Here is a 13,265-nt window from a genome sequence, read left to right as displayed (position 1 = left end):
TATATCAATACTACGGCTTCCGGACGCTCGAGGCCGTTTTCGGCCGATAGTTGAACCGAAGCACAGCTAATCGCAATGGGGATCGAACGGCGACTAGTCACGACGGGATCAGGTCGCGAAGTGGCTTTCCGCGACCGACCGCCCGCAGACGGGACAGCCGTTGGCTAACGTCGCCTCGCGCATCGGGTCGGTTACTGGGATCTCACGGCCGCAATCCGGGCAGATGAATTCGTACGGTTTCATGGGTCTAGATGGTGTGCTCGACACCTATTCCTACGGACTGGGTCCCGATAGGGGATGTACCCAGATATGGAGGGACGTATATAGGCGGGATGGCGGCGGCGGGCCGGTGACTCCGCGGTCAACTCGGCTCCGTGCGCCATCATCCCCCAAATTCAGACGCCGGACAGTTCAGGCTGAACGATTAAGCCATGTTACCATCTACCACCGGAAATGGGCACGCTAAACGAAGAGATGGCCGACGTCCGCGCGGACGTCGGCGACGTGCGATCGCAGCTCAGAGCGGAGATCCCGGAGTGTTTCGAGTTCGATGTCGCGGTCGGAAACATCACGTACAACGCCAATAGCAACAGCGTCTCCGTCACCGTCGAACCGAGTTCTCGAGCCCGAGAGCAACTCTCGGACCGCCTCGGCGGGGTGAACGTGAAGACGGACGGGCAACTGGAGTTCGAGTTCAGGCTCACCGAGTCCGACTCGAACGCCGAGTGAGTCGGCCGCCCAGGCCTCGAGTCGCGCCGATCAGTCGGCCGCGAGCTTGTCGAGCCCGGCCGACTCGATGTCGTCGCCGTCGACCGACGAGCGCAGCGAGTCCATGCCGTCGTCGCGGTCGATATCGAAATCGTTCTCGTAGAGTTCCGCGACGCGGCTCATCTCCTCCTCGGAGAGCTTCGGCACGTCGCTGGCGGCCGCCCACTCGTCGATGTCCGCCTTCGTGCGGAAGGTGGGCGTCACGGTGGCGACGGGGTCGTGGCTCAGGAGCCACGCGATCGACGCCTGCCCCATCGTCCGCTCGCCGTCCCGCTCGAGGAAGCGAAGCTTCTCGAGTTTCTCCCAGCCGGTCTCGTACCATTCCTCGGGACGGAAGCCGCGGTGGTCGCCCTCGCCGAGTTCGGTCTCGGGGGTGACCTGCTCGTTGAGGATGCCCGACGAATGCGGGACGCGGGGGATCAGGCTCGTCGACGAGCCCGTTCGCTCGATCGTCTCGAGGAAGTGGTCGCCGACCTCCTGTTCGAGCATGTTCCAGACGAGTTGCACCGAATCGAACTCCTCTTCGATCGCCAGATCGCCCTCGGCGAGCCAGCCGATCGAGGGGCCGAGCGCGAGGCCGGTGGCCTCGATCGTCCCTTCCTCCTCGAGTTCGTCCAGCAACTCGAGGACGTCGGGTGTGATCTCCTCGACGTCGGCGTTATGGAGCTGGAGCACGTCGACCGACTCGAGCCCGAGTCGATCGAGGCTCTTGTGGACGGCCTCGCGGAGATAGTCGGCGTCCATCTCCTTCGGGAGTTCCCCGTGGCCGGCCTGCGGGTTGTCGTAGAAGTCGTAGCCGACCTTGGTCGCGATCGTGACCTCGTCGCGGATCTCGCTCAGCGCTTTCCCGACCAGTTCCTCGCTGCGGCCGTGACCGTAGACGTCGCCGGTATCGAAGTAGGTAATTCCCTGATCGACGGCGTACTGGAGCATCTCGATCGCGTCGTCTTCCGAGCGGTCGCCCCACCAGTCGGTGCCGACGGTCCACGCGCCGAAACCGATCTCACTGACCTCGACTCCGGAGTCGCCGAGTTCGCTGTGTTGCATGGACGACCCTTCGAAGCGGGGAAACTTATGGCGTGCGGAACGCTCGAGCAGCGGCCCGAACGGGTTCGGGATTTCGGCCGCCGGCTCGAGTCGAACCGCTCTTGGGGCTCGACTGACACGTTCGTGTATGGCCGACTCTCGCGTCCGGAACCCCACCCTGATCCTGCTGGCGGTCCTCCTCGTTATCGTTCCGTTCGGGCTCCTCGCCGCGAGGGCGCTCGCGTTCCCCGTCGACCAGGTCACGGTCGGCGCGGTCGTCGGCGGGGGCCTGCTGGTGATCGGCGCGCTCGCGCTGCCCGCGTTGCTTCTCTCCGGCTGGCAGTCCGAGCAGGAATGAGACCGACGACGCGCCGTGGATCCACTCGCGACCCGACCGTGACGGTGCCCTGCTCCCGCACGCCAGCGGGTCCGGCAACCGCATCCGGACAACCGAACCCCTATCAACTCGGCGGGTAATATCTCGAGGTATGACAAAGCGGTACGTGTCGCTCCCCGAGGAGGCGGAAGCGGGGATGCGTGAGTTCATCGACGAGGTCGATCGACGGCTCTCGGGCGACGAGGACACCTGCTCGGTCGTCGAGGACGTCCTGATCGACCTCTCGGGCGACCGCGAGGCCTACGAACGCTGGCAGCGCGGCGAGTCGGTCTCGGCGGCCGAGCGCGTCCGCCTCCAGAGCTACGATCCCTGTAACACGACCCTCGAGAGCGAGTACTACGCCGAGAAAGACGAGGAACAGTTCCGCCGCTCGAAACACCTCCAGTGGCTCTGGCGGCAGTTCGACAGTCTGCCGATCGCGGACAACGTCGAGTTCGCGCTGCGATTCCGACGGATGCTCGCCGACCACCTGTTCGAGGACTGCGGCGACGGCTGTCGCTTTTTCAAGGGTATCTCGTTTACCTACGGCCACAACATCACGATCGGGGACAACACGGTCATCCACGACGATGTCCATTTGGACGACCGCGGGAAACTCACGATCGGCGACCGCGTCTCGATCTCCGACGGCGTCCACATCTACAGCCACGACCACGACGTCGTCGACCAGACCGAGGTTCGCAACTACCACACCATCGTCGAGGACGACGTCCGGCTCACCTACGACGCGATGGTCCGCGCCGGCTGCAAGGTCGGCGAAAACGCCATCGTCGGCGCGCGCGGGATCGTTCAACACGACATCCCCGCCCACCACATCGCGATCGGAATGCCCGCCAAGAGCGTCAAGATCAAACCCGGCTGGGAGGACACCGCCACGCCGATCGACGACGCCGGCACCAACCGGCAGGAACAGCGCCACCGCGAATATGACCTCCCCGACGACCTCGAGGTCTTCGACGAGTTCCAGCGCGACCTGCAACAGCCGTAGCGTCGCTTCGTCTCGAACTGCCCGCACTCCGGCGAGCGGCGAGCGCCGATCGAATCCTTCTGTGACAGTCCTCGAGCGTCCCATCAGAGCCGTTGCAAGTGCAGGCTAGTCGCTCAGTAGTCGGCCGCCAGTGCGTTGCTGTGGTGACTCTCTATGCCACGGTGTAGGACCTGCGGTAATCCCGTTTCGTACGATTTCGCTCGCGCACACGGTGAGGACGGAGCCGTCGACTGGTGTCCGCGGTGTCAGAACGGGCGGTAGGACCGGTCGGTGAAAACGGAACGGCGCGAATCGGACTGCGCTATCGGTCGGTCAGCAGCCGCCGGAGGATGTCCCCGTAGGCGGGCCGGGTGATGAGGACCCCGATGAGCACGCCGAGGATGGTGATGATGGCGAACCCTTGGAGGTCGCCGAGGCTCATGACCGCGAGCGGCGAGAGCGCGATGATCGTCGTCGCCGCGGCGGCCCCGATGACCCAGAAGGCCTTGCGGAACCGCGACTGGAACACCCGCTCCGAACTGACGTCGCCTTCGTCCATCACCTCGTCGGCGATGATCACGAGGTCGTCGACCCCCGTCCCGACGACGGCGATGAACCCGGCGACGTGGGAGAGGTCTATCGGCATGCGTATCAGCGCGGTGAAGCCGAGCAGGATCACGACCTCCGCCACCGCCGTGAGGATCATCGGTAGGGCGACGCGCGTGTCCGTGTACCGGGAGTAGACGACGCCGCTGACGGTGACCACCGAGAGCAGCCCGATCAGCAGCGAGTACTGCTTGAACTGATCGGCGTGGGACGGCTGGATCGAGTAGACCTGATTGTTGTCCATGTCGAGCGGCGCGCGCAGGCTCCCGGCTCGGAGGTTGACCGAGAGCGACTGGGCGTCCTGCTGGTTCTGTGCGCCCATCTGGAAGGTCGGGTTGTCTACCCACGTCCCTTCCCGCATGTTGGTCGCGAGTCCGTTACCGCGCCGATCGCCCATGCTGTGGGCGTCGACGACTTCGTCGTCAACGACGGTCAGCAGACAGTACTGTTCGCCCTCGTGATCGAAGCTGATGGTTTCGCCGTCACCGCGGAGGTTACACATTCCGACCCCCTCGCTGGTGAATCCGAGATCGTTCATCTGCTGTTGGAACCCGGGTGCGGCGTCCTCACTGACTTGGATCGGGACCACGTATCCCGACCCTTCCTGCCGCTGTTCCGGCGGGTCGACGTTGACGATATCTTCGCCCGTCAGTACCGTCTCGTTCGTTTGGTTCGTCTGATTCCCGCTGTCATCCGGGTAGTAGGCTCTCACCTCGACCTGTCCGCGATCGGAGAGGATATCGCGGAGTTCGCTGGCACCCATGTTGGGTACTTCCACGACGATGTAGTGGTCGCCCTCGAGCGTCGACGACTCGTAGGCCGTCCCGCCCGAGAGGCCGGCCGCGTTGATCTTCGACTGGAGCGTACTGATCATGCTGTCGCGGGTCTCTTGGGTGACGCCCGGGCGAATGTCGTCCTCGGTCGCGTCGACGTCCGTCGCCTGCAACGCCGCGGCGAACTCGGCTTCGGTCACGTTCCCGTCGAACACTTCCGCGGTGACGGTCCCGTCGTCCTGGACGTTGATGTTGGAGTCGGCCGGGTCGAGGTCGAGTTCCTCGCGGACCGTCGCGTCGACCTCGTCGAGTCGATCCTGATCGATCTGCCCGTTGTCGCTGACAGCGCCGGTCTCGATGTCCTCGGCGGTCAGCCCGTCGACCGGGGCCCGCATTCGGGTCCCGCCCTCGAGGCTGAGACCGAACTCGAGGTTGGTGGGACCGTCGTCGATGCTGTCGTCGGCGAGGCTGTCGTCGGCGACGATCCCGCCGGGGATGAAGAGCGCGACGGCGGAGAAGCCGACGAACACCACGAGCAGGAGGACCCGCCAGTTGTGCTTGATCGCGTCGATCGGATTCATGAGCGCACCCCCTCGAATTTGTACCAGCGAAGCAGGCTCAGGTTCAACATGTAGGTGTTCAGCAGGTCGGTCGCGAGGCCGACGAACAGGATGATCCCGATCGAGGCCAAGAGGTCGATACCGAACAGGTACGCCGCGACGCCCATGACGAGCATCGCGGCCATCGATGTCACTGTCATCGTGACGCCGGTCCGCATCGCGCGGTACGTGCTCTCGTAGAAGTCACCGCTGCGGCGCAGAACGTGATTGTTTAACAGGATGTCGGAGTCGACCGAGTATCCGATCAACATCAGTAGGCCGGCGACGGTGCCGAGCGAGAGCGGGATCCCGGCGAGTCGCATGAACGCGAGCGGGATCACGAGGTCGGAAAACGCCGAGAGGACGATCGCGATCGACGGGACGAACGTCCGAAAGAGGAGGAAGGCGATCGCGCTCATCCCGACGAACGCGACGGCGAGTCCGATCATGGCCGTGCGCTGGCTCTGCTGGCCGAAACTCGCCGACGTGGACGAGACCGACTGGACGATCTCGGCGTCGCCGTCCTGTTCCAGTCCGTTCTCATCGTCCGTGGCCTGATCCTCCAAGGCCTGCGCGTCGGTCGAGGAGAACCGGACGATGTACTGATTGTCGCCGCCCGTTCCCGTGACGGATTCGGGTTGTTCGTCGAACGCCGCCGGAATGTCGCCTTCCGGCGTCGTCGTCTGGACGGTCAGCTCCGAACCGCCGGCGAAGTCCATCCCGAGCGGCACTGGCGTGCCGTACACGAGAAACGAGCCGCTGAGGACGAGCAGTGCAACCGCGAGAACCGCGAGCGGAACCGCCGCGAGCTGACGGTTACTGTACCGGGTGTAATCGATCTCCGGTACGTCGAAATACGCCATATACCGGACTACTCGAAGCGCCCCGAGGTAAGCCTTCTCAATTTCGGAAACGTGGTCGTTCGTCACACTCTGTCATTCTGATTTCCGGGATTGCTGCCCGCTCGAATCCTCCGAGTCACGCTTCGCGATGAATGATCGCCAGTCCTTGCGATCGCCGATCAGTCCGGCAGATAGCGAACGCTCAACACGCCGTCCTCGGCCGAGCGTCGCACTTCCACGCGGACCGCCTCGAGCCGGGCCGCTCGAGCGATGGTCTCCTCGTCGTCGAGAACGTCCTGTGCTGCGGATTCAACCTCACCGTCGGGGATCCGGAAGACGTGGAGTTCGCCCGTTCCGGCGCGTTCCTCTTGGACGAGGTCGCCGAGTTCGGCCTCGGCCGCCAGTTCCTTCTCGTGTGTGGTCGGCTCGAGGTCGCTGTCGACCAGTTCGATCGTCCGCCTGTCCTCGATGTCGACGACTTCCCACGCGACTTCCAGTGGCGGCTCCGGCGCGACGGTCGCCTCGAGAACGTCGTGGACCTCGAGGCCGGGGTTCGACGCGAGGGTGTGGACTTGTGCGGTCTCGGCGTCGCGGACGACGGCCGACTCGGCCTCGGCGTGGGTGACGACGAAGGTGCCGGTCTTTTCGGTCATGGGCGCTCGTAGGCGGGGGATCGGTTTCGGGGTTTCGGCTTCTACCTGTCCTCCGTGCCGCCGACTCCGTCACGGAACGCATTTATCGCAGGCGGTTGCGCCCTTCCGTATGAACGTCGACATCGGGAACGCACTCGAGTCGGTCGCGTCGCCGGGCGTCTCGCGGGACTCCCTCGAGCGCTTGGACGAGCAGGTCGCGGCCGCCCACGAGCGCATCGAGACGGGAATGGCGAACGGGGAACACGGCTACGAGGCACTGAACCTCCCCGAGCGAACCGATCCCGACGAAATCCGGGCGGCGGTCGAGCCGGTCGCGGACGCCGACGCGCTGCTCACCGTCGGGATCGGCGGCAGTTCGCTCGGCGCGGCGACGATCACGAACGCGCTTGATTCGGACACCGAGACGGTCTTTCTGGACAACGTCGATCCCGAATGGGTCTCGAGCCACCTCGAGCGACTGCCCCTCGAGCGCACGGCGATCAACGTGGTCTCGCGGTCGGGGACGACGGCGGAGACGCTGGCGAACTTCCTCGTCGTCCGCGACGCCTTCGAGTCGGCGGACGTCGACTGGACCGAGCGGACCATCGTCACCACCGGCGAGTCCGGCCCGCTTCGCGACCTCGCGAACCGTCACGATCTGCCGTCGCTGAAAGTTCCCGACGGCGTCCCCGGTCGCTTCTCGGCGCTGTCGGCGGTCGGCATGGTCGCCGCGGCCGTCTGCGGCCACGACCTCGAGGCGCTGCTCGCGGGTGCCGCCGCCGAAGCCGAGACGCTGTCCGGGTCGCTGTTCGACTGCCCCGCCTACGCCTACGGCGCGACGACGTACGCGCTGGACCAGCGCGGTGCCGGGGTAAACGCCGTGATGCCCTACGCGGAATCGCTCGAGACGTACGCGGAGTGGTTCGCCCAGCTGTGGGCCGAGAGTCTGGGGAAAGACGACCTCGGCCAGACCCCTGTGCGAGCGCTCGGCGTCACTGATCAGCACTCGCAACTGCAACTCTATCGCGCGGGCCCGCGTGACAAGCTCGTCACCTTCGTGACGACCGAGGACGGCGCGGACCGGCCGATCCCGGCCACCGACGTCGAGGACCTCGCGTATCTGGGCGACGCGACGCTCGGGGAACTGCTCGAGGCCGAGTTCGAAGCGACGGAAGCGAGCCTCGCGGCCGCCGGCCGACCGAACGTCCGCGTCGAACTCGAGCGCGTCGACGAGTACGAACTCGGCGGGCTGCTCTACGGCATGGAGGCCGCCTGCGTGCTCGCGGGCGAGCTTTCCGGCGTGAACACCTTCGAACAGCCGGCCGTCGAGTGGGCCAAGAAGGCCACCCGGGGCCTGCTCGGCGGCGGCGAGTTCGAGGAAGCGAACGCGGTCGCCGAAAAGACGGAGCTTCGAGTCGAGCGGTAGGCCGAGACGCTCGCGGTCGGCGGCGGCGCTCGAGCGACGGCCGTCGGACCGCCCTCGTCGTTCCCGCCTCGAAATTTGTATGAGCCCTCGCACGAATATCGACGTATGACCGAGACTGCACGGACCGACGACGCCGCCCCGGTCGCGTCCGGCGTGGTTCCCGGAATCGGGACCGTCCTCGCGGGAATCACGATGGTCGCCATGTTCGTCCCCGTTCGCCGCGGCGTCGACGACCCGGTCGTCTGGGCCGGCGCAGCGTTCGCCGTCGCCGCCGTCCTCGCGTTTCTGGCCCAACGCCACGGCTTTCTCGAGGGACGAATCGCCGGCCTCGTGGCCGCCGGCTCGAGCGTCGCCGTCGTGTTATTCGCCGGCTACGCGTTGAATCAGGGGGTGACAGCACCGACCGGCGTGCCGACGGTTACGCTGTCGATCCCGATCGTCTTCGTCGCGTTCCTCACGGCGGGACTCACCGCCGCCGCCGGGGTCGCGGATTACTACGGAATCGGTAGTATCGGGCTCAAGGAACGGAGTCTACAGGTCGTGATGCTGTCGGCCGTCGGTCTCGCGGGCCTCCTCATCACGCCGGTCGTTGTCAGCATCCTCGCGGTTCCGGTCCGCCCGCTGCTCGAGCCGATCTCCCAGATCGAAAGCACCGTCTTTACGCAGGTGTGCATGGCGATCGGAACGATGCTCGTCGCGGGTGCCTATCTCTCGGTGACCGACCGCGACCTGTCCTTTATCGACGTGCATCGACCGACGCTGCGGGACATCGGCTGGATGATCGGCGGACTGGTAGTCCTCTTCGGGGCGCTCTTTCTGATCTCTTTTGTCATGGAGTCGACCGGCGTGGAAAGCGCCGACCACTCGACGACCCAGCGGGCCCAAGAGAGCCCCGATCTAATGCTGGTACTGGTCCCGCTGGCCATCCTGATCATCGGCCCGTTCGAGGAACTGCTCTACCGGAACGTGATCCAGAAGTCGCTGTACGACACGTTTTCGCGGCCGGGTGCCGTCGCCGTGGCAAGCGTCATCTTCGCGGCGGTCCACGTGCTCGCGTACGCCACCGCCGGACTGGGCGCGGTGATCGCCAGTCTGGGGACCATCTTCGGGCTCGCGATCGTCCTCGGGACCATCTACGAGCGGACGGACAACCTCCTCGTCCCGGCGCTGATCCACGGTGCCTACAACGCGATCCTCTTCGCGAACCTCTACTTCGTCTACGGCTGAGGACTCTCGACCGGCGGCTGACTGAGTCGTAACCGACTGCGACAGAAACGATCGCGGACCGCGACCGCGGGCTACGACGGGTTCTTCCGTGCCAGTTCTGACCCACAGATCGGGCACCGATCTTTCTCCTCGTCGAACTCGCGACCGCAGCCCTGACACTGATACTTCCAGTGGCGCTGTTCGTCGATCCCCTCTCGGGCGATCACTTCGACCCCGACGTTGAGTTTCTCCGCGACGTTTTGCATCGCGTAGTCGTCGGTCACGAGGGTGGCGTCGAGTTCGAAACTCGCCGCAACGAGGCGAATGTCCGTTTCCGAGAGAACGTCGAGGTCACCGGATTCCCGGGCCGCGCGCTCGACTTTCTCGGTGGTGTCCTCGTTGGGAATGTGGATGTGCATCCCGGAGCCTTCCATCGCGTCGTAGCGATAGGCGCTCTCGTCTTCCAGTTCCTCGCGGACCAGCGGGATAGTTGCAGTCTGTTCTGTCGTATGGAAGTCGTGGATAAAAGCGGAGGAGTCGAGAACGTACATACCGTTAGCGCTGGACGACGATGTAGTCTTTCACCGCTTGGACGCGGTTGACGGGAACGAGAAACCGACCGGCGTCGTCGCTGTCGAAGTCGACTGCGCGGCGGGAGAGTTCCTCGTCGGGCTCGATAACGAGATCGTGGAGTTTGCCGGATTTCAGATCCATCGTGATGTTGTAGAGCAATCCGAGCTCGGTGCCGTCGGACCCCATGACGGACTTCCCCGAGAGGTTTTCAGCGAGTATATCGCTCATGCATCCCCGTACTTACTAATCGGTATTAAAGACCACGGGGAACGCGCACGGACGACGGAATCCCGGCCCCGCCGAAACGGACCGACCTGTGGCAGTCGTGACCGCGGCTCCCGCCCCAGCGTTCGGAACGCGGATGACGATGGGTTTAACTACGGCGCTACGGACGATTTAGGTAAGACCTTCTCGGGTGGTTCATCATGTCGGACACGGATACACGCGACCCCACATCTCTCAGAACGCCGATCGTCGCCGTCCTCGGACACGTCGATCACGGCAAGACCAGTCTCCTCGATAAGATCCGCGGCTCCGCGGTCATCGAGGGCGAAGCAGGCGCGATCACCCAGCACATCGGCGCGACCGCCGTCCCGCTGGACATTATCTCCACGATCGCGGGCGATCTCGTCGACCCGGACGATTTCGACCTCCCCGGCCTCCTCTTCATCGACACGCCGGGTCACCACTCCTTTACCACGCTGCGATCCCGCGGGGGCGCGCTGGCCGACATCGCCATCCTCGTCGTCGACGTCAACGACGGCTTCCAGCCCCAGACGCTCGAGGCCTTAGACATCCTCCGGCGGTCCGAAACCCCGTTCATCGTCGCGGCGAACAAGATCGACACCGTCCCGGGCTGGAACGCAAACGAGGACTCGCCGATCAACGACACCTACGAGTCCCAGTCCGATCGCGTCCGCGAACGGCTCGACGAGAGCCTCTACGAGATCATCGGCAACCTCTCGGACGAGGGCTTCTCCGCCGATCTGTACTGGCGGGTCCAGAACTTCCAGCGTAACGTCGGCGTCGTCCCCGTCTCGGCGATGACCGGCGAGGGCGTTCCCGACCTCCTGACCGTCATGATGGGCCTCTCCCAGCGCTACATGAAAGAGGAGATGGAGATCGACGTCGCCGGCCCCGGCGTCGGGACCGTCCTCGAGGTCAAAGAGGAGAAAGGGTTCGGGACGACGATCGACACCGTGCTCTACGACGGGACGATCCGCTCGGACGATCAGATCGTCGTCGGGGGCCAAAACGAGCCGATCGTCACCGACGTGCGCGCGCTGCTCCAGCCGCGACCCCTCGCGGAAATCCGCACCGAGAGCCGCTTCGAAAAGGTCGACGAAGTGTCGGCCGCCTCGGGGATCAAGGTCGCCGCGCCGGAACTCGCCGACGCCATGGCCGGCGCGCCGGTCCGGGTCGTCCGCGACCGCGACCTCGACGAGGTCATCGCGGAAGTGCAGGCCGAACTCGCGGACATCGCCGTCGACACCGCCGAGGAGGGCGTCGTCGTCAAGGCCGACACCCTCGGCAGCCTCGAGGCGATGGCCGACGCCTTGGACGACGCGGAGGTGCCGATCGTTCGGGCCGAAGTCGGCGACGTCGCGCCGCGGGACGTCTCCGTCGCCTCGACGGCCGACGACGGCAAACAGAAGGCCATCCTCGGGTTCAACGTCGACGTCCTCGACGACGCCGAGCAGCGCGCGGGGATCGAGGACGTGACCATCTTCACCGACGAGGTCATCTACCAACTCATCGAGGAGTACGAGGAGTACGTCGAGGGGATCGAGCAGGCCCAGCAGGACACCATCCTCGATAACATCACGCGACCCGCTCGGTTCCGCATCCTGCCGGATCACACCTTCCGCCAGAACGACCCCGCGGTCGTCGGCGTCGAGGTGAACTCCGGGACGGTCCAGAACAACGCGAACGTCGTCAAGTTCGAGGGCAACGAGCCCGACCGCGTCGGGCAGGTCAAGGGGATTCAAGAGCAGGGCGAGGACGTCGACGAAGCCCGCGCGGGCAACCGCGTCTCGGTCGCCATCGACGGCCCCACCGTCGGCCGCCAGATCGAGGAGGACGACGAACTCTGGATCGAGATCCCCGAGAAGCACGCGAAGATCTTAGAGCAGGAACTCGCGAGCGAGATCCCCGGCGACGAACTCGAGGCGCTGAACATGTACCTCGACAAGCAGCGCAGCCGGGACCCCTTCTGGGGGAAGTAGTATTTTTGCGTAATCGATTGTGGTTCGAATTCAATACTTTTGGCGATCGTTCAGTTATTTTCCTCTTTTTTGATATATGGGTAATTCCTTCGATCCATACTCTTCGTGGCACGCCCGGGTTCGTCTAATGACCCCGCCGGTCAAAGATGGGTTACGGGGAAGGTTATCAAAGGTCCTCAGGGGTGCATTTAACCTACATGCGTAGAGATTTTATGCAGATACCAACCCCTCCATTCCCATAACACAGGTACGATAATTCGTAAATATCCATTCCTTGGACATTTATATGCTTGATGTGTGACCAACTAAATGATGAGCCAGCACGAGGCCCAAACAAGAACAAGGTTAGCTTCTGCCCATCTAGATACAGAAGATCTCAGAAGATTGGAAGAAATTTTACACAACGCTGGCCAAATACGATCCGAAGAGATTGAAGTCGAGTGGGGGGACTATAATAGAAAATATGATAGCCTGGACCAATTTCTCAGTGAACCTCGTAAACCTAATTTCATTTATAAATATGAGTGGACGATTTTTTATGAAGACCAATACCTTTCTATAGATTCTCTAAGTTCTCGGTGGTTCCACACGAGAACAAGTGCCTATATAAGTGGAAATGAGAACTGGGTTCGGCAAATGGAACAGGACCTTTCAGGATTCTACAGTCGCGGAGGATCTCGTATCAGAACGTTTCTTGGTTCCTTCAAGGTTATAGCAATACTAAGTGCTATTCTGGCTATACTTCAATTAAGTGCAACAGCAGTAGTCGACTCACCATACTCCACGGCACTCTCCGCCTTCCAAATAATTGCAGTAGCAACCCTCTGGTTTGGGGTTCAACCCGCCTACCCATATTCTGCACTAGAATTTTCGGAGAAATCTGCGTTTACCACATCAAAAAAGATCCTTGCACTAGCATACTCGGCAGTTCTATTCTTTGGCTCTCTTGCCACTATCTACCTTGCACTAAACCAACTCTGAAAATTTCCAATATATAAACAGGTGCGATTTTTAACCCGAGGCTTGGGCTGATTTTACCTGCGATCCATCGACTCTCCAGGTCGCCTCGAGATCGCGGTCACCGACGGTGACGTGGAGATCGCTCATACGCGCAATTACGACCGGTCGACACTTCCCGGTGACGACCGCGGCAGGGTATCAGACCGCGGTCTCGACGCCGCTCGAGTCACGGCTCCGTTGCTCGTTCGCGGGCGCGCTCGAGTCG

The 13,265-nt window shown here is 63.4% G+C and carries 15 protein-coding genes; 8 read left to right on the top strand and 7 right to left on the bottom strand.

Annotation, left to right across the window (positions count from 1 at the left end; all coding sequences use genetic code 11):
- Positions 1-108 precede the first annotated feature (108 nt).
- Positions 109-243 carry a DUF7560 family zinc ribbon protein gene (locus tag ACT4ML_RS04190; RefSeq protein ID WP_444719727.1) on the bottom strand — a complete coding sequence of 45 codons (135 nt, stop codon included), beginning with the start codon at positions 241-243 and terminating at the stop codon, positions 109-111.
- Between the two features lie 210 nt (positions 244-453).
- Between ACT4ML_RS04190 and ACT4ML_RS04185 the strand changes: the two genes are divergently transcribed.
- Positions 454-729, top strand: coding sequence for a hypothetical protein (locus ACT4ML_RS04185; protein ID WP_444719726.1), 276 nt, complete (start codon positions 454-456; stop codon positions 727-729).
- Positions 730-759: 30 nt separating this feature from the next.
- On the opposite strand, the gene ACT4ML_RS04180 is transcribed toward ACT4ML_RS04185, so the two are convergent.
- Positions 760-1,815: an aldo/keto reductase gene (locus ACT4ML_RS04180; protein WP_444719725.1), complete on the bottom strand. Its 1,056-nt coding sequence runs from the start codon at positions 1,813-1,815 to the stop codon at positions 760-762.
- Between the two features lie 127 nt (positions 1,816-1,942).
- Here ACT4ML_RS04180 and ACT4ML_RS04175 point away from each other — a divergent pair, with 127 nt between their 5' ends.
- The 3 genes from ACT4ML_RS04175 to ACT4ML_RS04165 all read left to right on the top strand — a co-directional run bounded on the left by ACT4ML_RS04175 (position 1,943) and on the right by ACT4ML_RS04165 (position 3,440).
- Positions 1,943-2,152 (top strand): hypothetical protein, encoded by a 210-nt coding sequence (locus tag ACT4ML_RS04175; RefSeq protein WP_444719724.1) that lies wholly within the window; start codon positions 1,943-1,945, stop codon positions 2,150-2,152.
- Between the two features lie 130 nt (positions 2,153-2,282).
- Complete coding sequence (locus ACT4ML_RS04170; protein ID WP_444719723.1) at positions 2,283-3,179, top strand: acyltransferase; 897 nt, start codon at positions 2,283-2,285, stop codon at positions 3,177-3,179.
- Between the two features lie 153 nt (positions 3,180-3,332).
- Positions 3,333-3,440, top strand: coding sequence for a DUF7563 family protein (locus tag ACT4ML_RS04165; RefSeq protein WP_444719722.1), 108 nt, complete (start codon positions 3,333-3,335; stop codon positions 3,438-3,440).
- Positions 3,441-3,480: 40 nt separating this feature from the next.
- On the opposite strand, the gene ACT4ML_RS04160 is transcribed toward ACT4ML_RS04165, so the two are convergent.
- From ACT4ML_RS04160 to ACT4ML_RS04150, 3 genes are all read right to left on the bottom strand, one after another.
- On the bottom strand, positions 3,481-5,118 hold the full coding sequence (locus ACT4ML_RS04160) for a preprotein translocase subunit SecD (protein ID WP_444719721.1): 1,638 nt from the start codon (positions 5,116-5,118) through the stop codon (positions 3,481-3,483).
- Positions 5,115-5,999, bottom strand: a complete 885-nt coding sequence (gene secF / locus ACT4ML_RS04155; RefSeq protein ID WP_444719720.1) for a protein translocase subunit SecF — start codon at positions 5,997-5,999, stop codon at positions 5,115-5,117. Before secF ends, ACT4ML_RS04160 begins: the two co-directional genes overlap by 4 nt.
- A gap of 158 nt (positions 6,000-6,157) precedes the next feature.
- Positions 6,158-6,631: a DUF5812 family protein gene (locus ACT4ML_RS04150; protein WP_444719719.1), complete on the bottom strand. Its 474-nt coding sequence runs from the start codon at positions 6,629-6,631 to the stop codon at positions 6,158-6,160.
- 109 nt (positions 6,632-6,740) lie between these two features.
- Here ACT4ML_RS04150 and ACT4ML_RS04145 point away from each other — a divergent pair, with 109 nt between their 5' ends.
- Both ACT4ML_RS04145 and ACT4ML_RS04140 read left to right on the top strand, forming a co-directional pair.
- Positions 6,741-8,036 carry a glucose-6-phosphate isomerase gene (locus tag ACT4ML_RS04145; RefSeq protein WP_444719718.1) on the top strand — a complete coding sequence of 432 codons (1,296 nt, stop codon included), beginning with the start codon at positions 6,741-6,743 and terminating at the stop codon, positions 8,034-8,036.
- Positions 8,037-8,141: 105 nt separating this feature from the next.
- Positions 8,142-9,263, top strand: coding sequence for a lysostaphin resistance A-like protein (locus tag ACT4ML_RS04140; RefSeq protein ID WP_444719717.1), 1,122 nt, complete (start codon positions 8,142-8,144; stop codon positions 9,261-9,263).
- Positions 9,264-9,334: 71 nt separating this feature from the next.
- Here the strand turns inward: ACT4ML_RS04140 and ACT4ML_RS04135 are convergent, their stop codons facing one another.
- Positions 9,335-9,793, bottom strand: a complete 459-nt coding sequence (locus tag ACT4ML_RS04135; protein ID WP_138243724.1) for an NOB1 family endonuclease — start codon at positions 9,791-9,793, stop codon at positions 9,335-9,337.
- A 4-nt stretch (positions 9,794-9,797) separates the two neighbouring features.
- Positions 9,798-10,043, bottom strand: coding sequence for a PRC-barrel domain-containing protein (locus tag ACT4ML_RS04130; RefSeq protein WP_138243725.1), 246 nt, complete (start codon positions 10,041-10,043; stop codon positions 9,798-9,800).
- A gap of 197 nt (positions 10,044-10,240) precedes the next feature.
- Here ACT4ML_RS04130 and infB point away from each other — a divergent pair, with 197 nt between their 5' ends.
- The gene (infB, locus tag ACT4ML_RS04125; RefSeq protein ID WP_444719716.1) at positions 10,241-12,040 is read left to right on the top strand and encodes a translation initiation factor IF-2; all 1,800 of its coding nucleotides are present in this window, start codon (positions 10,241-10,243) and stop codon (positions 12,038-12,040) included.
- A 312-nt stretch (positions 12,041-12,352) separates the two neighbouring features.
- Positions 12,353-13,021, top strand: coding sequence for a hypothetical protein (locus tag ACT4ML_RS04120; protein ID WP_444719715.1), 669 nt, complete (start codon positions 12,353-12,355; stop codon positions 13,019-13,021).
- The last annotated feature ends 244 nt before the right edge of the window (positions 13,022-13,265 follow it).

The sequence above is a fragment of the Natrinema sp. LN54 genome, assembly GCF_052439245.1.
Lineage (GTDB): Archaea > Halobacteriota > Halobacteria > Halobacteriales > Natrialbaceae > Natrinema > Natrinema versiforme_A.
The sequence above is the reverse complement of the archived record's forward strand: the minus strand, read 5'-3'. Positions and strand labels throughout refer to the sequence as shown.